Below are 22,927 nucleotides of genomic sequence, written 5' to 3'. Positions count from 1 at the left end.
CCTCCCTAGCCGAGCAACTGGCGACAGATGTCGACGAAATTGTCTGTCCAGCCCGTCAGCAGGCCAAGCAAGACCAGCCAGACCAGCAGCAGGAAATGCCAGTAGATCGCGCAGAGCTCCACGCTCAAGCGTACCTGCGCGACTTCAGCGCCGCGCCACACCCTGGCGGTCGTTCTGCCGAGCGCCACGAGACCGCCCATCAGATGCAGCCCGTGCACCGCGGTGATCAGGTAGAAAAAAGAATTGGCCGGGTTGGACGCTACGAAATACCCGGCGGCATTCAGCTGTCGCCAGGCGAGAAGCTGCCCAACCAGGAACGTAACGGCGAATGCTGCCCCACCGAGCAGGCCGAGAATGACGCCTTCCATGTCGTCGCGGCGCGCGGCGATGTACGCCCATTGCAACGCGACACTGCTCAACACCAGCACGCCCGTGTTGAACCACAGCAGCGTCGGCACCGGCAGCGTCCGCCAGTCCACCATGGTCATTCGCATGGAGTAAGCGCTGACGAAGAGTGCGAACAGCGAGCCGACGACCGCGAGAAACACCCCCAATCCGATCTTCGCCACCTGCGGCGATGATCTGCTTTCCTCGCGAAGATCGACGAGCACTCCCTCCTCCAGCCAGGGTTTGGCTGTCAGCCGTTGCTGCGAGAGCCACCATCCCGCAATTGCCGCTATTCCAACCATGAACAGGATAATGGCACTCACGGATGGGCCCCCTGCGCCGACAGCCTGGCTGGCGGTTCATTTTGCGGCACGAAGTCCCTGGCGGCGCCGGGTACGCTGTAATCGTAGGCCCAGCGATAGACGATCGGGAGCTCCTTGCCCCAGTTGCCATGCCCCGGCGGGGTCTCTGGTGTCTGCCACTCCAGCGACGTGGCTCCCCAGGGATTGCCACCCGCCTCTTTCCCTTTGAACACGCTCCAGATCAGATTGAATATGAAGACGAGCTGGGCGAAGCCGACAATCAGGGCCGCCACGCTCATGAACGCATTGAGGTCATGGGCAGATGCCGGGATGAAGGCGGTTTCGCCGATGTCGTGATAGCGGCGCGGCACGCCCAAAAGGCCCAGATAGTGCATCGGGAAGAAAACAGCGTAGGCGCCGAGGAACGTGACCCAGAAGTGGAATCGTCCGAGCGCCTCATTGAGCATTCGTCCCGTGACTTTCGGATACCAATGGTAGATCCCGCCAAACACGGCCATGATCGGTGCAATGCCCATCACCATATGGAAGTGGGCGACAACAAACATCGTGTCCGACAGCGGAACGTCCACGACCACGTTGCCGAGAAACAGGCCGGTCAGTCCGCCATTTACGAACGTGATGATGAACGCAAGCGCGAACAGCATCGGGATGGTGAGATGAATATCGCCGCGCCAGAGGGTCAGCACCCAGTTGTAGACCTTGATCGCGGTCGGGATGGCAATGATGAGCGTCGTGGTGGCGAAGAAGAACCCGAAATACGGGTTCATGCCGCTCACATACATGTGGTGCGCCCATACGACGAAGCTGAGCGCGCCGATCGCCACGATGGCCCAGACCATCATGCGATAGCCGAAGATGTTCTTCCGCGCGTGGGTGCTGATCAGATCGGAAATAATGCCGAAGGCCGGCAAGGCCACGATATAGACTTCGGGATGGCCGAAGAACCAGAAAAGGTGCTGGAACAGGATTGGGCTGCCGCCGCCATACTTCGTCAGCTCGCCCATCTCGACCAGTGTCGGCATGAAGAAACTTGTCCCTAAGAGGCGGTCAAGCAGCAGCATCACCGAGGCGACGAACAGCGCCGGGAAAGCCAGCAGCGCCATGACGGTGGCGGTGAAAATGCCCCACACCGTCAACGGCATCCGCATCAACGTCATGCCGCGCGTGCGCGCCTGCAGCACCGTCACCACATAGTTGAGCCCGCCCATCGTAAAGCCGATGATGAACAGGATCAGGGAGGCCAGCATGAGAAGGATGCCCCAATCCTGGCCGGGGGTGCCGGAGAGAATCGCCTGCGGTGGGTACAGCGTCCAGCCGGCGCCGGTGGGACCGCCGGGCACGAAAAAGGTCGAGGCGAGCACCAAAACCGCGAGCAGGTAGACCCAATAGCTCAGCATGTTCACATAGGGGAACACCATGTCCCGGGCGCCGACCATGAGCGGAATAAGGTAGTTGCCGAAGCCGCCAAGGAACAACGCGGTGAGCAGGTAGATCACCATGATCATGCCGTGCATGGTGATGAACTGGAGATACTGGTTGGCATCGATGAAGGAGAACGTGCCGGGAAATCCCAGTTGCAGTCGCATCAGCCACGACAGCACCAGCGCGACCATTCCGATCGACATCGCCGTGATCGAGTACTGGATGGCGATAACCTTGGCGTCCTGCGAAAAAACGTACCTCGTCCACCAGCTCTTCGGATGATAGACTTCGACGTCAGGCGCCTCAGCAGGCGGAACGCCTGCGATTGTGTCAAACGGGACATCGACCATCGGAATACCCTCCCTGGTCTTCCGTTCAGCGAGGAGTTCGCCTCACGATCGATCGCGCCTCCTCGGCGGTATCTTCATTCGCTACCTGTCTTGTACGCCGCCTTCGCGACGTTGCGCTGGCCTGACAACTCAGCGAATGTCCGCTGTTTCTCCAGCCACGCGTGATATTCTTTCTCTTCCTCGACGACGACCTTGCTGCGCATTTGCGCGTGCGCGGCACCGCAGAGCTCTGCACAGAGAACCTCGAACGTTCCGGTGCGGGTGGGCGTGAACCAGTAATAGGTGACCGAGCCCGGTATCATGTCCATCTTCGCCCGGAACTCGGGCACATAGAAATCATGCAGGACATCAATTGAGCGGAGCAGCACCTTCACCGGCTTCCCGATCGCCAGGTGCAGATCGTCGTTTTGAATGACGATGTCGTCTTTTCCGTTCGGATCGTCGGGATTCAAGCCCATCGGATTGTCGGCAGTGATAAGGCGGGCATCGGAGGTCCCGAGCCGACCGTCTTTTCCAGGAAGCCGGTAGCTCCATTGCCACTGCTGTCCCATGACCTCGACCTCGGTCGCACCGGCCGGAACGGTAACGAACTGGTGCCAGACGACCAGTCCGGGTGCCAACATTGCCGCGACGCCGATTCCAGTCCCGACGCTGAGCCACCATTCGAGCCGCTTGTTCTCGGGATTGTAATCCGCCTGCCTTCCCTCCTTGTGGCGAAAGCGGAAGACGCAGTAGGCCATGAACGCGACAACCGCGACGAAGACCGCCCCGGTGATCCAGAATGTCAGGGTGATGGTGTCGTCGATGTAGCCCCAGTTCGAGGCAAGTGGCGTCCACCACCACGGGCTGAAGAGGTGAAACACCACCGAGGCGATCGCGACCAGAAGCAGTATGATTGCTACAGCCATCCCTCATGCATCCTTGCCGCTAAAAGGCTGCGGATACGAATCGGAGGGCGGAGCTCACGTCTGTCGCGACGGCGGACTCGCATCCGCTGTCGTCGTGCCTCTTGCCTCGCCCATTCCACTTCAATCGGTCGCGACGCCGAATACACGCCACGACCGCAAGTCTCATCGGAGCTGGGGGCGTTATCATCAAGATGGTACGCGTCGAGCCGGGCGTCAATAGTGGAGGACGCCGCGCCCGGTTCCCGCGCGCGTCACCCACATCGCGTGAGCCGGCAATTATCGGCCAGCACCACCGTCCGATGATGCGGCGCAACAGAGGAAGTGTGCAGACGCACAATTCGCCCGACCGTGAGCACTGTCTTGCTTCTATCGCGTATCGCGCTAACCTCTGTGCACCGGTCGCGGCAGGAGTCGCCCGGCAAAACTCCTTCCGGTTGAATCTGGTTTGCCGGGCTCGGTCGCGATTTTCGCGCACGAGGCGAATGCGCGCGAGTTGAAGGCCGCGCCGTTCCCCCTGCGATCACGAGCAAGGAGGCCGGAGCCATGGCCACTCAGTATTTTGCAAGACCGCACCTGCAATTCTTCGGCGTCTCCACCGCGTATGCCGTTCGCAAGATCAGCCTTTCGGACTTGCGCGACGCGCTGCGCCTGGGCTGGGAAGACTTCCAAGCCATACCAACTCACGCCGTCGTCCTCTGCGCGATCTATCCCGTTCTCGGTCTTGTCCTGTTCAGGCTGGTCCTTGGCTATTCGGTGTTGCCGCTGCTGTTTCCGCTGGCGGCCGGATTTGCGTTGATCGGTCCGTTTGCCGGGCTCGGTCTCTATGAGCTCAGCCGCCGCCGCGAGCGCGGCGAGGAAGCCGCAGCATGGCATGTGATGGACGTGCTGAGCGCACCATCCTTCGGCGCCATTCTCGGCCTCGGCGTGCTCCTGCTCGTCTTGTTCGGGGTCTGGATCGCCACCGCGGATGCGATCTACGTTGCCATCTTCGGCTATGCCCCGGCCGCGAGCATCCCTGATTTCGCAACACGCGTGTTGACGACGCCGGAAGGCTGGTCGCTCATCATCATCGGCTGCGGCGTCGGCTTCCTGTTCGCCGTCTTGTCCCTGTGCGTCAGCGTCGTATCGTTTCCGTTGATGCTGGACAGACATGCCACTGCGATCGACGCCATCCGGACGTCGCTGCGGGTCGTAAAGGAGAATCCATTCGTGATGGCCGCATGGGGGCTGATTGTTGCGGCACTGCTGGTGATCGGTTCGGTGCCGTTCTTCGTCGGTCTCGCTGTCGTGCTGCCGGTGCTCGGTCATGCCACCTGGCATCTTTATCGGAAGGTGGTGGAGCCCGACCCAAATCCTCCACAAGAGGAGCCCCGCACGCCGATAGGTCATCGGTACGCTGCAGATTTCCCGGCGTCGCTGTTCCCGTGGAGCCACGAACGCTAGTCAGCAACGGACGGCCGCGCCGTCATTGTGTTCGCGGAACCGGATCTTCCCCGGGAACGCTGAACGTCGCCGCGTTTGCGTGCATGGGCACGTGATCGTAGACGCTTTCTCGGGGTGGATGCGATCGCGGCGTGGGCGGTCACGCGCGTGACAATGCTGGATATCATGCTCCGTAAAGCGGTATGCCTTTCCAATCCGCGCTTGCCATAGCCAATTGGCGGGGAGCATTGAATGGGGGCAGCTTTCCGATTGATCAACCTTGCATGAGAAACGCCGTCTACACCGGGCGGGAAGGTTTCGCCTCGTCGCTTACCGCGTCGCAGGCAACAACGGCGGTCGCCTGGGCAATCGCTGTCAAGCATGTCACGCCGCGCGACGATGGGTTGCGTCTGCGATGGTTGCCTCATCCGAACCCGCCGGTTGCGGGCGGAGCACCAATGCCGGGAGAAATCGTATTCTGGCTGGCTGCGGTCTTCCCACCTGAAGAAGGCGCCACGCCCGGCCCCACCGCGCTTCCTCTCGAGCAGGGTAGCACGCTGCTTGATGCGCAGGAGACGGACTGCCTGACGCGGCTCCGGCATCATGAGGACCGGCGCAGCTATCTGGCCGCGCATGCCGGAGCGCGGCTGATCCTTGGACATGTAGTAGGTCGGCCGCCGAGTGCGCTGCGGTTTGGAGCGTCGGCGAATGGCAAGCCGGTCCTTCTCCTCAATCCGCAGGAAATCGACTTCAGCCTCAGTCATGCCAGGGGCGCCGTTGCCGTTGCGGCGGCACACATGCCGATCGGGGTCGACGTCGAACCCATGCGTGAAATGGACCAGCTGGATTCGGTGAGCGAGCTGGTCCTGGCTGCGGAGGAGCAGGCTGTCCTGCGGAAGGCGTCGAAGGCATCTCGATCCCGACTGTTTCTCCGCTATTGGACTCTCAAGGAGGCATTGCTGAAGGCGGCTGGACTAGGCTTCGCAGCTCCGCCGAATGAGGTCATTATCGATGCAGGACCGATCCCAACGGTGCTCTCGGTGCCTCCTGCGCTTGGATCTGCCGCGCAATGGCATCTCATCGCCCCTTCCGATACCTGACCCCTCGCCCAGGCAATAAGCGCGCGTCGAGACATCGTCAGCAGGAAGTCGATGACGGCATTTGGCTCGTCAACTTCATGCAATATGATCTGGGATATTTCGACCTGGAGCAGAAAACCCTGCAGCCCCTCGACAACCCGTTCGGCACGAGGTTGTCACCTATGTCCTAGGTACGTTCTGTTACCTATCTGTCCGGGCTGGACAAGGTATCGGTTGGTTGCGGGGATAGGATTTGAACCTATGACCTTCAGGTTATGAGCCTGACGAGCTACCGGGCTGCTCCACCCCGCGTTAAACCGATTTCCGCCTTGCATGGAGAGAGGCCGAACGTGAAGCGGACAACGCTTGAAAGGGCGCCGCTCGATCCGTTCGAAAACTTCCTGAGAAGGCGACCCGGGGCCGAGGGCAACCGGGCGCGAGGCGTATGTATCAATGCTGATCCGCTTTGGAAAGCCCTTGGACACAGGTTTTTTGAGGTTTTGTGACGGCCAAATTGACCCGGATTCGTGCGCGAACCCGGCCATTGGAACCGCTCTTGCCAGAAAGGCCGCAAAAGTGGAGCCTCGGGCCAAGAAAATCGGGGGATGGCGGTCATTTCGATGACGCGCGCACGCTTCCCGGAATGACACGCGGCATCGGCTATGTCGGCACCCAGGGTGCGGTCGTGTTCATCATGACGCTGGTGCAGGGCTGGGACCGCCCGCCAGCATCATGGCGGGGATCGAGCGCTTTGTGGGCATCAGCGGCGGATTGCTGATCATCTTCGCGGTGTCGATGGTCACGGCGCCGGCGCTCGCCGCGCCGAACCGCTGGAATTCGTAGCCCGGGTGAAGCGCAGCGAAACCCGGGGTCTGCCCGCAAAGATTCCCGGGTTACGCTGCGCTTCACCCGGGCTACGGATGGTGCTCAGTTCAGCAGGAAACCGCCGTCGACCGTCACCACGCTGCCGGTCATGTAGCGCGAGGCTTTTGAGGCCAGCAGCAGGATCGCGCCATCGAGGTCGGATTCGGCGCCGACCCGGCGCTGCGGAATCCGTTTGGTCAGTTTCTCGCCGGCGGGCGTCGCCCAGAAGTCGTGGTTCATCTCGGTGTCGATATAGCCGGGCGCCAAAGCGTTGACGCGGATGTTGTTGCCGGCGAGCTCCAGCGCCATCACCTTGGTGGCCTGGATGATGCCGGCCTTCGAGACCGTGTACGGCGAGAGGAATTTCATCACGCTAAGGCCGAGCACGGAGGCGATGTTGACGATATTGCCCTCCTGCTTGCGCGCGATCATCCGCCGCGCCAGTTCGGTCGCCAGGAAATACGCGCCCTTGAGATTGGCGTTGATCACGGCGTCCCAATCCGCTTCGGTCTGTTCAGTCGACAATTTCTCGATGGCGATGCCGGCATTGTTGATGAGCACGCTGACCGGGCCGAAGGCGGCTTCCGCGGCATCAAGTGCCTTGCCGATGCTACCGATGTCGGTGACGTCCATCTGCACGGCGGCGGCGCGGCCGCCCTTGCCCCGGATCTCCTCCTCCAGGCTCTTCAGCTTGCCGGTCTGGCGCGCAGCAAGGACGACGGCGGCGCCATGCGCGGAAAGAACGCGGGCGAATTGCCGCCCCAGCCCCTGGCTCGCGCCGGTGATCAAGATGGTTTCCTGGCTGACATCGAACAGATCGGACATGGTGCGTTCCCTAAAGCATGATCCGGAAAAGTGGGTACCGGGTTTCCGAAAAGATCATGCTTAAAAACGAAGAAAGATCAGATCATGATCCAATTCAACCAATCGGATCATGATCTGGACACTGATATGCGCGCATTCATACCTACGATTTCGGCCGGTGCAACGCCGCAGGGCTTATCAGGCCGCTTGGCGTTGGCTAAAGTGGCCGGATCGAACATTTTAGAAACCACCTGACATCACGGGAGTGAAACAGTGGATCTTGGGATCAAAGGCCGCCGTGCCATCGTCTGCGCCTCAAGCAAGGGTCTGGGCCGCGCCTGCGCCATCGCGCTCGCCAATGAGGGTGTCCACGTCACCTTGACGGCGCGCGGCGCGGAAGCGCTGAAGAAGACCGCCGACGAGATTCGCAAAGCGAACCCGGCCGTCACCGTCACCGAGATCGCCGGCGACATCACGACGCCGGCGGGCCGGGAGGCCGTGTTGAAGGCCTGCCCGGAGCCGGACATCCTGGTCAACAATGCCGGCGGCCCGCCGCCCGGTGATTTCCGCAACTGGACCCGCGACGACTGGATCAAGGCGATCGACGCCAACATGCTGACCCCGATCGAGCTGATCAAGGCCACCGTCGACGGCATGATGGCGCGGAAATTCGGCCGCGTCGTCAACATCACCTCCGCCGCGGTGAAGGCGCCGATCGAGATTTTGGGACTTTCCAACGGCGCGCGCGCCGGCCTCACCGGCTTCATCGCGGGCCTGTCGCGCAAGACCGTCATCAACAACGTCACCATCAATGCGCTGCTGCCGGGGCCGTTCGAGACCGACCGCCTGCTCGGCACCGCGAAGGCCGAAGCCGAGAAGCGCGGCATCACGCCCCAGCAACTGTTGGCCGAGCGCGCCAAGCTCAATCCGGCCGGCCGCTTCGGCGATCCCGAAGAGTTCGGTTACGCCTGCGCGTTCCTGTGCGGCGCCAAGGCCGGCTTCATCACCGGCCAGAACATCCTGCTCGACGGCGGCGCGTTCCCGGGCACGCTGTGAAGGCGGTCTGGTACGAGCGGACCGGGCCGGCGCCGGAGGTCCTGACCTTCGGCGAGATGCCGACCCCGGTGACGGGTGCGGGCGAGGTGCGAATCCGCCTGGAAGCCTCCGGCGTCAATCCCGCCGATGTCGGCCGCCGCGGCGGCAATTATCGGGCGATGGAATATCCGCGCGTCATCCCGAACAGCGATGGCGCGGGGATCATCGACCAGGTCGGCGACGGCGTGAAGCGGTTCAAGGTCGGTGACCGGGTCTGGCTGTTCAATGGCCAGCGCAATGGACGAGCTTTTGGCACGGCCGCGGAATTTATCACCTTGGCCGAGCACCTGGTGACGCCCTTGCCGGATCATCTCTCATTCGCGGAAGGCGCCACGCTCGGCATCCCCGGTATGACTGCGTGGTGCTGCCTGTTTGCGGACGGGCCGATCGTGGGCAAGACGGTGCTGGTCACCGGCGGTGCCGGCGCGGTCGGCCACTATGCCGTGCAACTGGCGAAATGGGGTGGCGCCGAGGTGATCGCGACCGTCAGTTCATCGCACAAGGCCGAGCAGGCGCGGCGCGCGGGCGCCGATCTCGTGATCAACTACAAAGAGGAAGATGTCGTTGCAAAGGCGATGGCATTCACCCATCAACGCGGCGTCGACCGCGTGGTCGATATCGATTTCGGCGGCAATCTCGCGACGACGCTGAAACTGATGGCGGTCAATTCCACGATCGCCGTCTACGCCACCAACGGCAACCGCAACCCCGTTGTGCCAATGCGCGAATTGATGGAGAAGTGCATCTCCTTGCGCGCGCTGGTGCTGTTCGCGCTGCCGCCGCCGCTGCTTGCCGCAGCCCAGACCGACATCACGAAATGGCTCGCGGCCGGACCGCGCCTTCACAACATCGCCGGCCAGTTTGCGTTGTCGGAGACGGCGCAGGCACACCTCGCGGTCGAGAAGGGCGACAAGCTCGGCACCGTTATTGTTGATTGCGCTCGCTAGAGCATGGTCGGGAAAGAAAGAAAGCTCATCGGGCTTTAGTCGCTGTCGCTCGACGAGTCGGGCGTGGTGCGCTCGTCGGCCCAGGGACGATCGAACTGCTCGAGCCCCTCGGCCAGCAGATCACCCAGCATGGGCTCCCCGAGCAGATAGCCCGCGGTGCGGCCGTTATATTGATCGGCGGCCTCTCGCCGAAGTTCGTCCCATTCTTCGATCGGACGATCGCCGCGGCCAAGCCGCATCAACGCGACAAGATCGATCTGTTCGTCCTCGGAAAGCGCGCGGATGAAGCCCCTGATTTCTCCCTCGACCGGGTCCTGGCCATCATCTTCCAGCACATCGACCATATCATCGTCGGCAGCATTCGAGCCGGAATCCGGGTCGGATGCCGCTTCCTTGACATCGAATTCCCGCGCCTTCTCGATCAAAAAACCGACTTTATCGGTCGATATCGACAGTTCGGGCATTGCGCGCTCCTGTTCTCGCGATCCGATAACGCCGGATCATGCGAGATGATCCATTGCGCGGACAAGCGGAAATCAGCATCTTCGCGGTAACGAGCGTTTTAAGAAGGAAGCGGTGGATGGCGTGGAAAGTAGGCAGGGTCAAGATCACGAAGGTCGTCGAACTGGAGACAGTCGGGCATACCCGTTTCATCCTGCCGCTCGCGACCAACGAAGAAGTGCAGAAGCTGCCTTGGCTCATTCCCCATTACGCTACCGACGAGGGACGCCTGAAACTGTCGATCCACTCGCTGGTAGTGGAGACGCCGACGCGACGGATCATCGTCGACACCGGGCTCGGCAATGACAAACAAGGCCGCAACGTACCGAGCTGGAACAACCGCAAGCATCCCTTTCTGGAGACGCTGACCGCGGCGGGCTTTCCCCCTGATAGCATCGACACCGTGCTGTGCACGCACCTGCATGTCGACCACGTCGGCTGGAACACGAAGCTTGTCGACGGCCAATGGGTGCCGACCTTTCCCAAAGCCCGCTATGTGTTCGGCCGGACCGAATTCGATCATTGGCGCGACCACGGCAAATCGCCCGACCAGAGCTCGGTGTTCACGGATTCCGTGAAGCCGATCGCGGATGCCGACAGGGCCGACCTCGTGCCTTCCGACCACCGCCTGACGGAGGAGATCACCCTGATCCCGACGCCCGGCCACAGCCCGGGCCATATGAGCATCCACATCCGCTCCGACGGCGAGGAAGGGCTGCTCACGGGAGATGTCGCCCATCATCCCTGCCAGATGGCCCATCTGGACTGGTGCTCGACGGCGGATTCGGACCCCGAGCAGTCGGTCGTGACGCGGCGCGAATTGTTCTCCGGCTTTGCCGATACGCCGACGCTGGTGATCGGCGGCCATTTCAACGCCGGTCACATCAAGCGTGAGGGCGAGGCCTTCAAATTCATCGCGCTGGAGAATGGGTAGGCCGTAGGGGCAAAGCGCAGCGTGCCCGCCACTGCGGGCGATGCGCTTGATGGTGGGCACGCTTCGCTTTGCCGACCCCACCTAGGTTTGCCCACCCTCCCCCCGTTTTCGGCAGTTGAATTTCGCCCCGCGCTGCTCCATGAAGCGTCCCAAGTCCGTAAAGCCCAAAAAACCCGTTTAGGGAGTGATCAAAAATGAAGCTTGTTCGTTACGGTGCGAAGGGTGAGGAAAAGCCCGGCCTGATCAATCAATCCGGCCAGTTGCGCGACCTGTCGGCGCATCTGAAGGACCTCACCGGCGAGGCCTATTCCCCGGAATCCCTGGCCAGGCTTGCCGCGCTGGATCCGTCCAAGCTGCCTGCGGTTCCCGGCAACCCGCGCCTCGGCGCACCGGTGACCGGCATCTCGAAATTCGTCGCGATCGGGCTGAACTACAGCGACCATGCCAAGGAAACCGGCAATCCGATTCCGTCCGAGCCGATCTTCTTCCTGAAGGCCAACACCGCCCTCTCCGGCCCGAACGACACCGTGGAGAAGCCGCGCGGCTCGACCAAGCTCGATTGGGAAGTGGAGATCGCAGCCATCATCGGCACCCGCGCCAAATATGTTTCCGAGGCCGACGCGCTGAACCATGTCGCCGGCTATTGCGTCTGCAACGACGTTTCCGAGCGCAATTTCCAGATCGAGCGCCTGGGACAGTGGACCAAGGGCAAGTCGCACGACACCTTCGGCCCGCTCGGCCCCTGGCTCGTCACCAAGGACGAGATCCCGAACGTGCAGAGCCTGTCGATGTGGCTCGACGTCAACGGCCAGCGCCGGCAGACCGGCTCGACCTCGACCATGATCTTCTCGATGGCGAAGTGCATCTCCTACGTCTCGCAGTTCATGACGCTGTTGCCCGGCGACATCGTCACCACCGGCACGCCGCCCGGCGTCGGCACCGGCATGAAGCCGCCGCAATACCTCAACGTCGGCGACGTCGTGACGCTCGGCATCGAGAGCCTGGGCGAGCAGCGCCAGGAGATCGTTGCGGCGTAACTTTTATTGGTGGCGAAGACCAGAGCCACTGTCATTGCGAGCGAAGCGAAGCAATCCATACCGCGTCCGCGGCGAAATGGATTGCTTCGTCGCTTGTGCTCCTCGCAATGACGACACAGCATTTACTTTGAGGCATCCCATGAAGCTTACCTTCTCGCCGGCCTCGCCGTTTGCCCGCAAGGTGCGCATTGCTGCGATCGAGACCGGGCTGATCGACAAGATCGAGCTGGTCCCCACCACGGTCGCGCCGGGCACCGCGAACGATGCCTACACGCGCGATATCAACCCGCTGAAGAAACTGCCGGTGCTGATCCTCGATAACGGCGACGCCATCCTCGATTCCTACGTCATCGTCGAATATCTCGACGATCTCGCCGGCGGCGGCAGATTGATCCCGGCATCCGGACCGGCGCGGTGGAAGGCCAAGACCGATCACTCGCTGCTGCAGGGCATGCTCGATTCCATGCTGTTGTGCCGCTACGAGAAGATGGTGCGGCCGCAGGGCTTGCAGTGGCAGGCCTGGTATGACGACCACTGGAACCGGGCCTGGGCCGGCATGGCGCGGTTCGAGCAGCGGGAGGATGTACTCTCCGGCCCGTTCAACATCGCCCAGATCGGACTGGTTTGCGTGCTCGGCTATGCCGACCTCCGCTTCCCCGACTGCGGCTGGCGCAAGGCCTATCCGAAGCTTGATACGTTCAACCAGAAAATGCTGGAGCGGCCGTCGGTCAAGATCTCGGTGCCGCCAGCCTGAAGCGGAGTCTGCCATGAGCCTCACCTTCTCGATCGGAGACCTCACCATCCACCGCATCATCGAGCAGGAGACGAGCTTCCTGCCGGCGCTGGATATGCTGCCCGGCCTGACGGCGGACGTGCTGACCGAGAACCGGGCGTGGATGCGCGAGGCCAGGGCGCTCGACGAGAGCGACGTCCTGCTTTTGTGCTTCCAGTCCTATGTCGTGAAGACGCCGCATCACACCATCCTGATCGACAGCTGCATCGGCAACGACAAGCCACGCCCGCAGCGGCCGAAATGGAACATGAAGACCGACGACACCTATCTACGCGGCCTCGCCACGGCCGGGTTCGCAGTCGAAGACATCGACTATGTGATGTGCACGCATCTGCACGTCGACCACGTCGGCTGGAACACGCGATTGGAAAACGGCCGCTGGGTGCCGACGTTTCCAAAAGCGCGCTACGTCTTTGCCAAGGGTGAGTTCGACTACTGGACCGCGCAGAACGAAAAAAGCGAAGTGCCACCCTTCGCCGACAGCGTGCTGCCAATCGTCGAGGCAAAGCGCGAGGCGATCGTGAGCGACGATTTTACGATCGGCGACCACGCGCGTATCCTGCCGACGCCCGGGCACACGCCGGGCCACGTCGCTTTCATTCTCGGGCGCGGCAGGGACGACGCCGTGTTCTCCGGCGATCTCATGCACTCGCCGCTGCAGACGCGTTATCCGGAACTGTCGGCGAAGTTCGATGTCGACCAGGCGCAGGCGGCGCAGACACGGCGCAACTTCCTGGAGCGCTATTGCGATACCGACACGCTCTGCTGCACCGCGCATTTCCCCTCGCCCTCCGCCGGCAAGATCCGACGCAGAGGCAATGGGTTTACGTGCGAGACGGTGTAGCTGTCGCAAGAGAACTGCGGCTCGGTCGCGTTCTCCTCACCTCTCCCATAGGGAGAGGTCGGCGCGCAGCGCCGGGTGAGGGGCTACGCTCTATCGAGGGACCTGAACCCCTCACCCGGATCGCTGGTGCGATCCGACCTCTCTCTATGGGAGAGGTGTTCGAACTCGCGGCTCCGTCAGGGCTCAATCGAACAAGCTTGGCGTGTGGTTGACGATCGCGCCCTCGATCTCGAGCATCTTCAGCTTCGTCACCACACCGCCATTTGCCGAGAAGCCGCCGGGCTTGTTGCCGGCCGCAAGCACGCGGTGGCAGGGCACCACGATCGGGCACGGGTTGCGGCCGAGCGCCTGTCCGACGTCGCGCGACAGCTCGACCCCGCCAAGCTGCTTGGCGATCTCGCCATAGGTCATGGTCTTGCCCGGCGGGATCCTGCGCGCGATGTCATAGACGCCACGGTTGAAGTCCGGCACGCCGTCGAGATCGAGCACGACCTCGGCGAGGTCGTTCGGCTTGCCCGCGAGCAGTTCGGTCATGGCCTCGATCGCGCTTCTCACGTCCGCGGGCGGCGTGGCTTCCGTCGCCTCGCCGCTCCTCTGCTGGATGCGCTTGCGGGTCTTTTCCTCACTTCCCATCGGCAGTTGCACGCCGGTGATGCCGTGCTCGCCCCACACTACGCCGCAAGCACCGATCACGGTGTCGAAGATCGCAAAATGCTGACCGGTCATGGCTTGCTCCATCTCTCGGGCTCGACAGGTCGAGCTTTGTCCTTGCAATGGAATCTAGGCTTGGAGAATGTTGCTATCCACCCGAATCCTGCGGGAACTTTGAGAGCATCCCCATGCAAACCCTTCGCGTCAACGGATACGACATGGCCTATCTCGAGGTCGGCGAAGGGCCGCCGTTGGTGTGCGTGCACGGCTCGCTCTGCGATTTCCGCATCTGGTCGGCGACGCTGGGACCTTTGTCCCGCAGGCACCGCGTGATCGCGGTCAGCCTGCGGCATTTCTTCCCCGACCGCTGGGACGGTGCCGGCGACACCTATTCGATCGCCCAGCACGTCGAAGATGTCATCGCCTTCATCGAACAGATCGAGCCGAAGCCGGTCGACCTGATGGGCCACTCGCGCGGCGGACACGTCTCCTTCCGCGTCGCGCAACGGCGGCCGGATCTGCTGCGCAGGCTGATCCTGGCCGAGCCCGGCGGCGAGCTGGATGAAACCCTCGATCCCGACTTCAAGCCGGGCCCGTCCCCACTGGCGGCGCGGATCGCCGCCTCCGCCGATGTCATCGCCAAGGGCAATATCGATGGCGGGCTGCAGATCTTCATCGACGCGCTGGAGGGCCCTGGCGCCTGGAAGCGGTTGCCGGCGGCGGTGAAGGAGCCCTTGCGCGACAACGCAGCGACGCTGATCGGCCAGACGCGCGATAAGCGGCCGCCGTTCTCGAAGGCGGACGCCGAAGCAATCCGCACGCCGACCCTGTTCATCGGCGGCGCCAACACCAAGGGCGCGCTGCCGAAGGTGCTGCACACACTGGCCGCCCATGTGAAGGGCTCACGCACGGAGATCATCCCGGGCACGACGCATCCGATGTTCGAGCAGGCCCCACAGCGCTATTGCGAGATCGTGCTGGATTTTCTGGCGACGTGACGGCCCATCATCTCAGCCGCCGCCACGTCATTGCGAACGCAGCGAAGCAATCCATTTCTCGGGTCACAGAGGCATAGATTGCTTCGCTGTGCTCGCAATGATGGGTGGAGAGCTGCTTCACTTGTGGTCGAGATACCATGAGCCATCCCAGGCACCGGCGGGCGGATTTGCCTTGAAGCCATCGATGCGTTTGACAAAGGTCATGGATGGACCGTCGGCAGGGACGGCTTCAAGTGCCTCGTTGAACGCCGCAAGCGCGTCGTCCCAATGGCGGACGCGATAAGCGGCAAGTCCATCGGAATATCGCTGCAACAATGACAGTTGTGCCGGGCTGAGCTCGCCCTTGCGCCCGATGATCTCGAACACCGTCACCGGCCGCGTCTGGCCAACGACGACCAGCCGATCGACCTCGCGAAACTCGATCGCATCGGCTGCCGCTTTCACGGTCGCTTCGGAAACCAGGGCATGGCTGCCGTATATCTTGTTCACGCCTTCCAGGCGCGAGGCAAGATTCACCGCATCGCCCATGACGGTGTAGCTCATCATGAATTCCGAGCCGATGCTTCCCACCAGCACCTCGCCGGTCGCAACGCCGATGCGAACGTCGCATTCGCTCGGCACCGACCGCACGCCGAGCAACTCGGGGAGTTCCGTCCGCAACGCCGTACCACGATCGGCCATGTCGATGGCGGCAAGGCAGGCCAGCCGCGCCTGGTCGGCATCTTCGTTAAATGGCGGGCCCCAATAAGCCATGATGGCGTCACCGATATATTTGTCGATGATCCCCTGTTGGCTGCGGATCGGGCCGGACATGGTCGAGAGGTAGTGATTCATCACCTTGACCAATCCCTGCGGCGTCATTCCTTCGCTGAGGCTGGTGAAGCCTTTCATGTCGCAGAACAGCACGGTCATCACGCGGCGCTGACCGTCGGTCGCGGTCAATGATTGTCTCTCAATCAGCCCTTCCGCAACGCGGGGGTCGATGTATCTGCCGAAGGTCTCGCGCATCCGCTCCTTGTGGCGCAGCTGCTCGACCATCTTGTTGAACGCCGCGGTGAGCTGGCCGATCTCGTCCCGCGTCGTGACGTCGATCGAGCCATCGAGCCGGCCGGCTTCGACCGCCCGGGTCCCCTCCAGCAGGCGCCTGACCGGCCGCGTAATGCCGGTGCTTACGAAGAACGAGAACAGCAACCCCAGGATCGCGGCAAGTGCCGTTAGAATGACAGAGATCAAAATAGCCCTCTGCTGATCTCTCATCGTCACCGCGGCGTCCGCGCGCACCTGCGCCAGCATGTCCTTGCGGACTTCGTCCAACTGCTGATTGAACTCGTCGCGCAGTGTTTCGGTTCGGGCAAGGCTGGCGCTGACTTCGGAGAAATTTCCGGCTTCAAGCAACGACAACAGCCGTTTGTGCTCGTCACCCAGATAGCGGCGGAGGTCGTTGTTTACGGTCTCGATTCGATCGTCGATCCGCCCCAGCCTCGCGTTGTCGGATTCGGTGGAAACGTCGTCGATGATCGAATTGACGAGGCCACGCGCAGCCTTTGCTTCCTGATCGACTTGCAGACTCTTGGCCTCGTAGACTTTTTGCTGCTCGGCCACGGCGGCCTGATCCGGCGACGGTTGCATCCTGGCGATCACCATCCTGCGGAGCGCCAATGCCTGCTCGAGCGAACGGACATTCATCCGAGCCAGATGACCGTAAGCCTCAACATACTTCGTCGTTAGCTCATCGAGCTGATGGGCAATCCTCCTGGCCATCACCGACGACAGCACGGACGTGACGGCCATCAACACGATGAGCCCCATGGCAATGCCAAGGATCTGTTTTCTGATTGTCGGTTGCAGCATTACCCGGCGCTCTGGCATGACAGGCGGATTCTTCGAACTAAGAATGGGATGACGCGAGAATGGGAAACACGATCGATCGAGACCTGACCAACGACGCAGGCGTCTGATCAGCCTCGGCGAATGTAGCACAGTTCCAGAGATTGGCTTGGGTAGCGTTTTCAGCGCCACCAAGACTGGCGGGCTTTTTCTGCGCGGACCTTAAGCGCTCAATAATGAATTCAGGAAAAGGCGATGCGGCCAGCGAGGAGGCTTCGGAGAAGCTCCTCACCGGCTGCACAGTGTCGCACACTCTCCCCAAGGCAAGAGGCAGGCAAGAGGCGTGCGTCGATCACACCTTCCACGCGCCGACCGGCTGGCGGACGGCGACATTCAGGCGATTCCAGACGTTGATGACCGCGATCGCGAGGATCAGCGACGCCAATTCCTTTTCGTCGAAATGCCTGTCGGCTTCGCGCCAGATTGCATCCGGCACCCCGTCCTCGCGGTCGTTGAGCCGGGTCAGCGATTCCGTCAGTGCAAGCGCGGCGCGCTCGGCGTCGGTGAAATAGGGCGTGTCGCGCCAGGCGGCGACGCAGAACAGGCGTTCGTCGGTTTCCCCTGCCCTTTTCGCGAGCTTCGGATGCATGTCGACGCAGACGCTGCAGCCGTTGATCTGGCTGGCGCGCAGCTGCACGAGTTCGATCAGTTTCTCGGGCAGATTACCCTGCGGCAGGCTGCTGAGCGTCTGCATCGTCTTCATGGCGTCGGGAATGACCATCACCGGGTGATTCATGCGGGCTTGCATCATTTGTTCTCCATAGCATTGGCTTTGACGCGGGCCGGCCGATTTGCTGTCACACCGGCCGGATTTGCTTCGTCATGGCCATGACGGACCCGAGAATGAGAGTGTGACCGATGGACGAAAAAAATTTCCTGGCCGAACAATTCGAAGCCAATCGCGGCCATCTCCGCGCAGTGGCCTACCGCATGCTCGGCTCAGCGGGCGAGGTCGACGACGCGGTGCAGGAAACCTGGCTGCGGCTGAGCCGCACCGATGCCTCTGCGGTCGAGAATCTGGGAGGCTGGCTGACCACCGTGATCGCCCGCGTCTGCCTCGACATGTTGCGCGGACGCAAGGCGCGCCGCGAAGAGCCGATGGGGCCGCAGGTGCCCGAACCGGCCGCGCACGACACGCATGAGCGCGACGCCGAGATGGCCGATTCCGTCGGCGCAGCGCTGCTGGTGGTGCTGGATGCGCTCGCGCCGGCCGAGCGGCTGGCTTTCGTGCTGCACGACATGTTCGCCGTTCCGTTCGAGGAGATCGCGCCGATCGTCGGCCGCACGCCAGCGGCGGCGCGCCAGTTGGCAAGCCGTGCCCGTCGCCGCGTCCAGGGCTCGCGGGAGGCCGCCGATGGCGACGCGCCGCGGCAGCGCAGGATCGTCGAGGCCTTCCTGGCAGCCTCGCGCGATGGCGATTTCGAGGGCCTGCTCGCGGTGCTCGACCCAGATGTCGTGTTCCGCGCTGATGTGGCGGCGCAGCGATTGGGATCGCTGGCGGAAATCCGCGGCGCGCCGGCGGTTGCCGAAACCTTCAAGGGACGCGCGCAGGCCGCAACGCCGGCGCTCGTCGACGGCCGGCCGGCGCTGGCTGTCATCCTCGACGGGCAACTGCGGATCGTCCTGCAGTTCACCATTGCCGGCGACAGGATCGCGGCGTTCGAGGCCATCGCCGATCGGGAGCGGATCGCAGCATTCGACGTCGAGGTGCTTCCAAGCAATTAACGCGAGGGCAGCCAGGTTCCGCCTTGACCGCATCTCGGGTCGGGCGTAGCCTCTCCGAATACGGAATTCCGTATTCCGAAGGAAACGCCCGGCATGCTGCCGCTCGAGCCGCTACCCAACCTGATCGACCAGGTCTATGCGCGCATCCTGGAGGCGATCATCGACCGCACGCTGCCGCCGGGACAGCGCATCACCCAGAACGAGCTTGCCGAGAAGCTTGGCGTGTCGCGCCAGCCGGTGTCGCATGCGCTGCATCTGCTGCACCGCCAGGGATTGGTCGCCGAAAGCGGCCGCCGTGGCTTCGAGGTGACCCAGCTCGATCCGCAGCGCATCCGCCAGCTCTACGAAGTCCGCGGCGCGATTGACGCGCTGGCGGCGCGGCTTGCCGCCGGGCGCAGCAGGACCGATGCTTCCTGCCGCGGACGGCTCGAGGCGGCACTGACGGCCGGACGCGCGATCGACGCGCATACGCCACTCGCAGAACTGATCGCGCGCGATGTCGACTTCCACAGCGCGATCTATGCGCTGTCAGGCAATCCCGCGATCGAGGAGATGATCGCGCCGCAATGGGCGCATATGCGCCGCTCGATGGCGACCGTGCTCGCCGAGCTCGACTATCGCGAGAGCGCCTGGGCCGAGCATGAGCAGATCGCCGCGCATGTCCTCGCCGGCAACGCAAAGGCGGCCGAGGCCGCCGCGTCAGCGCATGCGCAGACGGCGGGGCGGCTGACGGAGGAGAGATTGAGAGCGACCGCCGTGGCGGCGTGATCGACGCGTCGTCAAAGAAAACCAAAAGGAGGAAGCACGATGAAACTGACGCCAGAGCAGATCGAATTCTTCAACCGCGAGGGTTGGCTGTTCCTGCCCGAATTGTTCAGCCAGGAAGAGGTGGATTTCCTCGCCCGCGAGGCGGTTAACATCTACGACGCCAACCGCCCCGAGGTGTGGCGCGAGAAGAGCGGCGCGCCGCGCACCGCTTTTGCAGCGCATCTCTACAACGAGGCGTTCGGCACCCTCGGCGCGCACCCGCGCATGATCGAGCCGATCGAGCAGATCTTCGGCGAGAAGGTCTACATGCACCAGTTCAAGATCAACGCAAAGGCGGCCTTCACCGGCGACGTCTGGCAGTGGCACCAGGACTACGGCACCTGGAAGCGCGACGACGGCATGCCGGAGCCGCGCGCGATGAACATCGCGATCTTCCTCGACGAGGTGATGCCGATCAACGGTCCCTTGATGCTGGTGCCGAAGAGCCACCATGCCGGCGACCTCAAGGCCGCCCATGACCTTCAGACCACCTCCTATCCGCTGTGGACGCTGGACGAGGAGACCGTGACGCGCCTGGTGAAGGATGGCGGCATCGTCGCGCCGACCGGCAAGCCCGGCGGCATGCTGATGTTCCACGGCAATCTCGTGCATGGATCGAGCGGCAACATCACGCCCTATCCGCGCAAGATCGTCTACCTGACGCTGAACGCGGTCTCGAACTACATCCGCACCCCGACGCGGCCGGAATACATCGCCCATCGCGATTTCACGCCGATCCAGCCGGTCGCGGACGACGCGCTGGTCCGGTTGGCGCGTGCACCGCGGCAGGCGGCGGAGTAGTCTCTCACCCTGTCATTCCGGGGCGACGCACGGCGTCGAGCCCGGAATCCATTTCTCCGCCTGCGCTTGCGGCCCAATGGATTCCGGGTTCACGGTTCGCGCGCCCCGGAATGACCAAGCCAATCATCATCGGACTAACCCATGAACCTCCACCATCTTCTCAAAACCCGCGCCGCCTCCGGCAAGCCGGTTCGCGTCGCGCTGATCGGCGCCGGAAAATTCGGCTCGATGTTCCTGTCCCAGGTCCCGCACACACCGGGACTGGAGGTGCCTGTTATCGTCGATCTCGACCGCGACCGCGCGCGCGAGGCGTGCCGCACCGTCGGCTGGGACGATGATCGCATCAAGGCTACGACCTTCACCGATGACGGCGCGCGCGCAATTGCGGGCGGCGCGATGGATGTGGTGGTGGAAGCGACCGGCAATCCCGCGGTCGGCATCAAGCACGCCCGCGCCGCGATCGCGGCGGGCAAGCACGTCGTCATGGTCAATGTCGAGGCCGATGTGCTGGCGGGCCCGCTGCTCGCGGAAGAAGCCCGCAAGGCCGGCGTGGTCTATTCACTCGCCTATGGCGACCAGCCGGCACTGACGGCGGAAATGGTCGATTGGGCACGCGCAACCGGATTCCGCGTCGTCGCCGCCGGCAAGGGCACGAAGTATTTGCCGGCCTATCACGACGTGACGCCGGAAGGCGTCTGGAGTCACTACGGCCTCACGGCCGGCGAGGCGCAATCCGCCGGCATGAATCCGCAGATGTTCAACTCCTTCCTGGACGGCACCAAGTCCGCGATCGAGATGGCTGCGATTGCGAATGCCACCGGCCTCGACGTGCCCTCAGACGGCCTGCTGTTTCCGCCCTGCGGTGTCGACGATCTCCCGCATATTATGCGGCCGCGCGAGAAAGGCGGCGTACTGGAGAAGTCGGGTGTGGTGGAAGTGGTGTCGTCGATCGAGCGCGACGGCCGTCCCGTTTTCCGCGACCTGCGCTGGGGCGTCTATGTCGTGCTGGAAGCGCCGAACGATTATGCGGCCGATTGCTTCAAGCAATACGGGCTCAAGACCGACGCCTCCGGCCGCTATGCGGCGATGTACAAGCCCTATCATCTGATCGGACTGGAGTTGAACATCTCGGTGCTGTCGGCCGCCTTGCGCTTTGAGCCGACCGGCCAGCCACATGGTTTTCGCGGCGATGTCGCGGCGGTGGCCAAGCGCGATCTGCGCGCAGGCGAGGAGCTCGATGGCGAGGGCGGCTACACGGTGTGGGGCAAACTGATGCCGGCACAGGCGAGCCTTGCCATCGGCGCTTTGCCGATCGGGCTCGCCCATCGCGTGAAGCTGAAGAGCAACGTTGCCCATGGCGCCGTGGTGCGCTGGAGCGATGTCGAGATCGACGCGGGTAACGAGACGGTCAAGACGCGCAAGGCGATGGAGGCGGCGTTCGGCGGGACGAAGCCCGCAGGCGCGGAGCGCGTGCCTGCCTGAAGATTCAGCGCGCGCTTCGCAGCTGCGATAGCGCATTGCGCTTGATTATCAGTGCCTGAACGGTCATGCTCCCTGACGGAACCGGAAATTTCGGAATTCCGCTAACAAGAGCCTTTTGAAGGCCTGCGAACGCAATCACCACATCCAGCGTCGGTCACCGACGAAGCCAAAAACGACACTCAAGATCGTTGTCCCTCGTCGAGGTATCGACAGAAGCCAAGAGGGGAAACGCAATGAAACGTCGTGAGTTCTTGAAGACAGGCGGCATCTCGCTCGCCGCGAGCGCTGTTGCCGCGCCCGCGGTCGCACAATCGATGCCGGAAGTGAGATGGCGCCTGGCGGCGAGTTGGCCGAAGGCGCTCGATACGCTCTACGGCGGCTGCGAATTTTTCTGCAAGCGCGTGGCCGAGATCACCGACAATCGCTTCCAGATCCAGCCGTTCGCGGCCGGCGAAATCGTGCCCGGCCTGCAGGTGCTCGATGCCGTATCGAATGGCACCGTCGAGATCGGCAACACCGCGCTTTACTACTACTGGGGCAAGAACCCCGCCTTCACGTTCGGCACATCGCTGCCGTTCGGCCTCAACACGCGCCAGCACATCTCCTGGCTGCAGTGGGGCGGCGGCCAGGACATGCTCAACGATCTGCTCAAGGAATATGGCTGCATCGGCGCCCCGACCGGCTCGACCGGCGCGCAGATGGGCGGCTGGTTCCGCAAGGAGATCAAGTCGACCGAGGATCTGAAGGGCCTCAAATTCCGCGTCGGCGGATTTGCCGGCACCATCATCGCCAAGGTCGGCGGCGTGCCGCAGCAGATCGCGGGCGGCGACATCTATCCGGCGCTGGAGAAGGGCACCATCGACGCT

23 protein-coding genes and 1 tRNA gene (1 of these 24 cut by a window edge) are annotated in these 22,927 nt (G+C 62.9%); 15 read left to right on the top strand and 9 right to left on the bottom strand.

What is annotated here, in order from left to right:
- Positions 1-5 precede the first annotated feature (5 nt).
- The 3 genes from K288_RS0115805 to K288_RS0115795 all read right to left on the bottom strand — a co-directional run bounded on the left by K288_RS0115805 (position 6) and on the right by K288_RS0115795 (position 3,390).
- On the bottom strand, positions 6-710 hold the full coding sequence (locus K288_RS0115805) for a cytochrome c oxidase subunit 3 (RefSeq protein ID WP_027580439.1): 705 nt from the start codon (positions 708-710) through the stop codon (positions 6-8).
- Positions 707-2,482 carry a cytochrome c oxidase subunit I gene (ctaD, locus tag K288_RS0115800; protein ID WP_027580438.1) on the bottom strand — a complete coding sequence of 592 codons (1,776 nt, stop codon included), beginning with the start codon at positions 2,480-2,482 and terminating at the stop codon, positions 707-709. Before ctaD ends, K288_RS0115805 begins: the two co-directional genes overlap by 4 nt.
- A gap of 74 nt (positions 2,483-2,556) precedes the next feature.
- Positions 2,557-3,390 carry a cytochrome c oxidase subunit II gene (locus K288_RS0115795; RefSeq protein ID WP_027580437.1) on the bottom strand — a complete coding sequence of 278 codons (834 nt, stop codon included), beginning with the start codon at positions 3,388-3,390 and terminating at the stop codon, positions 2,557-2,559.
- 543 nt (positions 3,391-3,933) lie between these two features.
- Between K288_RS0115795 and K288_RS0115790 the strand changes: the two genes are divergently transcribed.
- Positions 3,934-4,833 carry a DUF2189 domain-containing protein gene (locus tag K288_RS0115790; RefSeq protein WP_027580436.1) on the top strand — a complete coding sequence of 300 codons (900 nt, stop codon included), beginning with the start codon at positions 3,934-3,936 and terminating at the stop codon, positions 4,831-4,833.
- A 263-nt stretch (positions 4,834-5,096) separates the two neighbouring features.
- Positions 5,097-5,912 carry a 4'-phosphopantetheinyl transferase superfamily protein gene (locus K288_RS49565; protein WP_051334550.1) on the top strand — a complete coding sequence of 272 codons (816 nt, stop codon included), beginning with the start codon at positions 5,097-5,099 and terminating at the stop codon, positions 5,910-5,912.
- Positions 5,913-6,126: 214 nt separating this feature from the next.
- Here K288_RS49565 and K288_RS0115775 read toward each other — a convergent pair.
- Together K288_RS0115775 and K288_RS0115765 are read right to left on the bottom strand one after the other, a co-directional pair.
- Positions 6,127-6,203, bottom strand: a tRNA-Met gene (locus K288_RS0115775).
- Between the two features lie 615 nt (positions 6,204-6,818).
- Positions 6,819-7,580 carry an SDR family NAD(P)-dependent oxidoreductase gene (locus tag K288_RS0115765; protein ID WP_027580435.1) on the bottom strand — a complete coding sequence of 254 codons (762 nt, stop codon included), beginning with the start codon at positions 7,578-7,580 and terminating at the stop codon, positions 6,819-6,821.
- A gap of 84 nt (positions 7,581-7,664) precedes the next feature.
- Between K288_RS0115765 and K288_RS53635 the strand changes: the two genes are divergently transcribed.
- Genes K288_RS53635 through K288_RS0115755 form a run of 3 tightly spaced genes read left to right on the top strand, consistent with a single transcriptional unit; the run spans position 7,665 to position 9,601 of the window.
- Complete coding sequence (locus tag K288_RS53635; protein WP_160168973.1) at positions 7,665-7,814, top strand: hypothetical protein; 150 nt, start codon at positions 7,665-7,667, stop codon at positions 7,812-7,814.
- 18 nt (positions 7,815-7,832) lie between these two features.
- On the top strand, positions 7,833-8,615 hold the full coding sequence (locus tag K288_RS0115760; RefSeq protein WP_027580434.1) for an SDR family oxidoreductase: 783 nt from the start codon (positions 7,833-7,835) through the stop codon (positions 8,613-8,615).
- Positions 8,612-9,601 carry an NADPH:quinone reductase gene (locus tag K288_RS0115755; protein ID WP_027580433.1) on the top strand — a complete coding sequence of 330 codons (990 nt, stop codon included), beginning with the start codon at positions 8,612-8,614 and terminating at the stop codon, positions 9,599-9,601. Before K288_RS0115760 ends, K288_RS0115755 begins: the two co-directional genes overlap by 4 nt.
- Positions 9,602-9,636: 35 nt before the next feature.
- On the opposite strand, the gene K288_RS0115750 is transcribed toward K288_RS0115755, so the two are convergent.
- Positions 9,637-10,065: a DUF3775 domain-containing protein gene (locus K288_RS0115750; protein WP_027580432.1), complete on the bottom strand. Its 429-nt coding sequence runs from the start codon at positions 10,063-10,065 to the stop codon at positions 9,637-9,639.
- A 116-nt stretch (positions 10,066-10,181) separates the two neighbouring features.
- Between K288_RS0115750 and K288_RS0115745 the strand changes: the two genes are divergently transcribed.
- The 4 genes from K288_RS0115745 (at position 10,182) to K288_RS0115730 (ending at position 13,710) form a co-directional block, all read left to right on the top strand.
- Positions 10,182-11,036 (top strand): MBL fold metallo-hydrolase, encoded by an 855-nt coding sequence (locus tag K288_RS0115745; protein ID WP_027580431.1) that lies wholly within the window; start codon positions 10,182-10,184, stop codon positions 11,034-11,036.
- A gap of 194 nt (positions 11,037-11,230) precedes the next feature.
- Positions 11,231-12,073: a fumarylacetoacetate hydrolase family protein gene (locus K288_RS0115740; RefSeq protein WP_027580430.1), complete on the top strand. Its 843-nt coding sequence runs from the start codon at positions 11,231-11,233 to the stop codon at positions 12,071-12,073.
- A gap of 139 nt (positions 12,074-12,212) precedes the next feature.
- Entirely contained in the window at positions 12,213-12,827 is a 615-nt protein-coding gene (locus tag K288_RS0115735) for a glutathione S-transferase (RefSeq protein ID WP_027580429.1), read from the top strand.
- A gap of 13 nt (positions 12,828-12,840) precedes the next feature.
- Entirely contained in the window at positions 12,841-13,710 is an 870-nt protein-coding gene (locus K288_RS0115730) for an MBL fold metallo-hydrolase (RefSeq protein WP_027580428.1), read from the top strand.
- Positions 13,711-13,893: 183 nt separating this feature from the next.
- On the opposite strand, the gene K288_RS0115725 is transcribed toward K288_RS0115730, so the two are convergent.
- Positions 13,894-14,436, bottom strand: a complete 543-nt coding sequence (locus K288_RS0115725; RefSeq protein WP_027580427.1) for a methylated-DNA--[protein]-cysteine S-methyltransferase — start codon at positions 14,434-14,436, stop codon at positions 13,894-13,896.
- 113 nt (positions 14,437-14,549) lie between these two features.
- Between K288_RS0115725 and K288_RS0115720 the strand changes: the two genes are divergently transcribed.
- On the top strand, positions 14,550-15,359 hold the full coding sequence (locus K288_RS0115720; protein WP_027580426.1) for an alpha/beta hydrolase: 810 nt from the start codon (positions 14,550-14,552) through the stop codon (positions 15,357-15,359).
- 117 nt (positions 15,360-15,476) lie between these two features.
- Here K288_RS0115720 and K288_RS0115715 read toward each other — a convergent pair whose 3' ends face one another.
- Together K288_RS0115715 and K288_RS0115710 are read right to left on the bottom strand one after the other, a co-directional pair.
- Complete coding sequence (locus tag K288_RS0115715; RefSeq protein ID WP_043159952.1) at positions 15,477-17,210, bottom strand: adenylate/guanylate cyclase domain-containing protein; 1,734 nt, start codon at positions 17,208-17,210, stop codon at positions 15,477-15,479.
- 328 nt (positions 17,211-17,538) lie between these two features.
- Positions 17,539-17,994 carry a carboxymuconolactone decarboxylase family protein gene (locus tag K288_RS0115710; protein WP_027580424.1) on the bottom strand — a complete coding sequence of 152 codons (456 nt, stop codon included), beginning with the start codon at positions 17,992-17,994 and terminating at the stop codon, positions 17,539-17,541.
- A 110-nt stretch (positions 17,995-18,104) separates the two neighbouring features.
- On the opposite strand from K288_RS0115710, the gene K288_RS0115705 reads away from it, so the two are divergent.
- From K288_RS0115705 to K288_RS0115685, 5 genes are all read left to right on the top strand, one after another.
- Entirely contained in the window at positions 18,105-18,971 is an 867-nt protein-coding gene (locus tag K288_RS0115705) for a sigma-70 family RNA polymerase sigma factor (protein ID WP_027580423.1), read from the top strand.
- 93 nt (positions 18,972-19,064) lie between these two features.
- Positions 19,065-19,739, top strand: coding sequence for a GntR family transcriptional regulator (locus K288_RS0115700; protein WP_027580422.1), 675 nt, complete (start codon positions 19,065-19,067; stop codon positions 19,737-19,739).
- 39 nt (positions 19,740-19,778) lie between these two features.
- A complete protein-coding gene (locus tag K288_RS0115695) occupies positions 19,779-20,579 on the top strand; it encodes a phytanoyl-CoA dioxygenase family protein (protein ID WP_027580421.1) in 801 nt (266 codons plus the stop codon).
- 141 nt (positions 20,580-20,720) lie between these two features.
- Positions 20,721-22,061 (top strand): Gfo/Idh/MocA family oxidoreductase, encoded by a 1,341-nt coding sequence (locus K288_RS0115690; RefSeq protein ID WP_027580420.1) that lies wholly within the window; start codon positions 20,721-20,723, stop codon positions 22,059-22,061.
- Between the two features lie 233 nt (positions 22,062-22,294).
- Positions 22,295-22,927 carry the 5' portion of an ABC transporter substrate-binding protein gene (locus K288_RS0115685; RefSeq protein ID WP_027580419.1) on the top strand. It continues 456 nt past the right edge of the window, so only the first 633 of its 1,089 coding nucleotides appear in the window; the start codon lies at positions 22,295-22,297; its stop codon lies beyond the right edge, outside the window.

The sequence above is a fragment of the Bradyrhizobium sp. Ai1a-2 genome (genome assembly GCF_000426245.1).
GTDB lineage: Bacteria > Pseudomonadota > Alphaproteobacteria > Rhizobiales > Xanthobacteraceae > Bradyrhizobium.
This window is presented reverse-complemented; position numbering and strand designations above follow the sequence as displayed.

Excerpts from the sequence above, each read along its gene's own strand:
- ctaD (WP_027580438.1), bottom strand. The coding sequence starts at position 2,482 with ATGGTCGATGTCCCGTTTGACACAATCGCAGGCGTTCCGCCTGCTGAG.
- K288_RS0115795 (WP_027580437.1), bottom strand. The coding sequence starts at position 3,390 with ATGGCTGTAGCAATCATACTGCTTCTGGTCGCGATCGCCTCGGTGGTG.
- K288_RS0115790 (WP_027580436.1), top strand. The coding sequence starts at position 3,934 with ATGGCCACTCAGTATTTTGCAAGACCGCACCTGCAATTCTTCGGCGTC.
- K288_RS49565 (WP_051334550.1), top strand. The coding sequence starts at position 5,097 with ATGAGAAACGCCGTCTACACCGGGCGGGAAGGTTTCGCCTCGTCGCTT.
- K288_RS0115765 (WP_027580435.1), bottom strand. The coding sequence starts at position 7,580 with ATGTCCGATCTGTTCGATGTCAGCCAGGAAACCATCTTGATCACCGGC.
- K288_RS53635 (WP_160168973.1), top strand. The coding sequence starts at position 7,665 with ATGATCCAATTCAACCAATCGGATCATGATCTGGACACTGATATGCGC.
- K288_RS0115750 (WP_027580432.1), bottom strand. The coding sequence starts at position 10,065 with ATGCCCGAACTGTCGATATCGACCGATAAAGTCGGTTTTTTGATCGAG.
- K288_RS0115745 (WP_027580431.1), top strand. The coding sequence starts at position 10,182 with ATGGCGTGGAAAGTAGGCAGGGTCAAGATCACGAAGGTCGTCGAACTG.
- K288_RS0115740 (WP_027580430.1), top strand. The coding sequence starts at position 11,231 with ATGAAGCTTGTTCGTTACGGTGCGAAGGGTGAGGAAAAGCCCGGCCTG.
- K288_RS0115735 (WP_027580429.1), top strand. The coding sequence starts at position 12,213 with ATGAAGCTTACCTTCTCGCCGGCCTCGCCGTTTGCCCGCAAGGTGCGC.
- K288_RS0115730 (WP_027580428.1), top strand. The coding sequence starts at position 12,841 with ATGAGCCTCACCTTCTCGATCGGAGACCTCACCATCCACCGCATCATC.
- K288_RS0115725 (WP_027580427.1), bottom strand. The coding sequence starts at position 14,436 with ATGACCGGTCAGCATTTTGCGATCTTCGACACCGTGATCGGTGCTTGC.
- K288_RS0115720 (WP_027580426.1), top strand. The coding sequence starts at position 14,550 with ATGCAAACCCTTCGCGTCAACGGATACGACATGGCCTATCTCGAGGTC.
- K288_RS0115715 (WP_043159952.1), bottom strand. The coding sequence starts at position 17,210 with ATGCTGCAACCGACAATCAGAAAACAGATCCTTGGCATTGCCATGGGG.
- K288_RS0115710 (WP_027580424.1), bottom strand. The coding sequence starts at position 17,994 with ATGCAAGCCCGCATGAATCACCCGGTGATGGTCATTCCCGACGCCATG.
- K288_RS0115705 (WP_027580423.1), top strand. The coding sequence starts at position 18,105 with ATGGACGAAAAAAATTTCCTGGCCGAACAATTCGAAGCCAATCGCGGC.
- K288_RS0115700 (WP_027580422.1), top strand. The coding sequence starts at position 19,065 with ATGCTGCCGCTCGAGCCGCTACCCAACCTGATCGACCAGGTCTATGCG.
- K288_RS0115695 (WP_027580421.1), top strand. The coding sequence starts at position 19,779 with ATGAAACTGACGCCAGAGCAGATCGAATTCTTCAACCGCGAGGGTTGG.
- K288_RS0115690 (WP_027580420.1), top strand. The coding sequence starts at position 20,721 with ATGAACCTCCACCATCTTCTCAAAACCCGCGCCGCCTCCGGCAAGCCG.